Origin of the sequence: Arthrobacter flavus (assembly GCF_039526005.1) — a bacterium.
Classification (GTDB): domain Bacteria; phylum Actinomycetota; class Actinomycetes; order Actinomycetales; family Micrococcaceae; genus Arthrobacter_D; species Arthrobacter_D flavus.
The window spans coordinates 1-770 of the sequence record NZ_BAAAIJ010000057.1; the positions used below are offsets into that span (position 1 = coordinate 1).

At 57.0% G+C, this 770-nt stretch carries 1 protein-coding gene; it reads left to right on the forward strand.

The window, feature by feature from the left end; all coding sequences use genetic code 11:
* Window positions 1-162 precede the first annotated feature (162 nt).
* The gene (locus ABD059_RS14950) at window positions 163-639 is read left to right on the forward strand and encodes a hypothetical protein (protein WP_343881465.1); all 477 of its coding nucleotides are present in this window, start codon (window positions 163-165) and stop codon (window positions 637-639) included.
* The last annotated feature ends 131 nt before the right edge of the window (window positions 640-770 follow it).

The window sequence follows — 770 nt, forward strand, 5'->3', positions numbered from 1 at the left end:
CCTCTAAATAATTACCCGTCAGAGTAGCCTTCCTCACCCCGGCAGGGCGGAGGCGAGTCGATTCCGGTCGTGTAACGCTTCCACCTACGCCTGCGAAGGTGCACGCGGCTAGTTCATGATGGACGAACGGGATACGGAACGACGAGAAGCCGGGAGCTACTGATGAGGGTATCGCAGCTGCTTCGCGGAGTCGCCTTCATTGTTCCGCTGGGCCTGTTGATCGGATGTGGTGACGCGGAGAATCAGCGGCAAGGCGCGAATGACCCAGCGGCCCAAATCCGTCCTGAGTTGCTCGAAGTTTCGGCTTCGCCAGCTAGCCCGGGCGAAACCATCGAGGTCCGATTCCCTCAAGAGACTGATCGCGGCATCGCATGGGTCCTAGAAGAACAAGGTGGTAACGACTGGCATGTCCTCTACTACCTAACGGCCGCCATCGACAACAGCGACAGTTTCGGTTCTCCGTCGTGGTGGTCTGTGGACGATAACGAGGGCATAGCTTGGGCAGACATCGGCGTAAGCGGGCCCGGACCAGACACACTTACGATGCCGGACAGCATCGTCCCTGGAACATACCGCTTGTGTACGGCCAATAGCATCGAAAACATCTGCACCATGCTCGACATCGACACCCGGGGCTGAACCGTAACGAGGTATTCGCCAACTGGGGCCAAATCAAGCGGCCCTTACAGGGCCATTTACGGTTGACCTAGTCAATAGCCCGAATTTTTGAGGTAACGAGGCTCATTTCAGCTAACAGCCTGTATATTCAC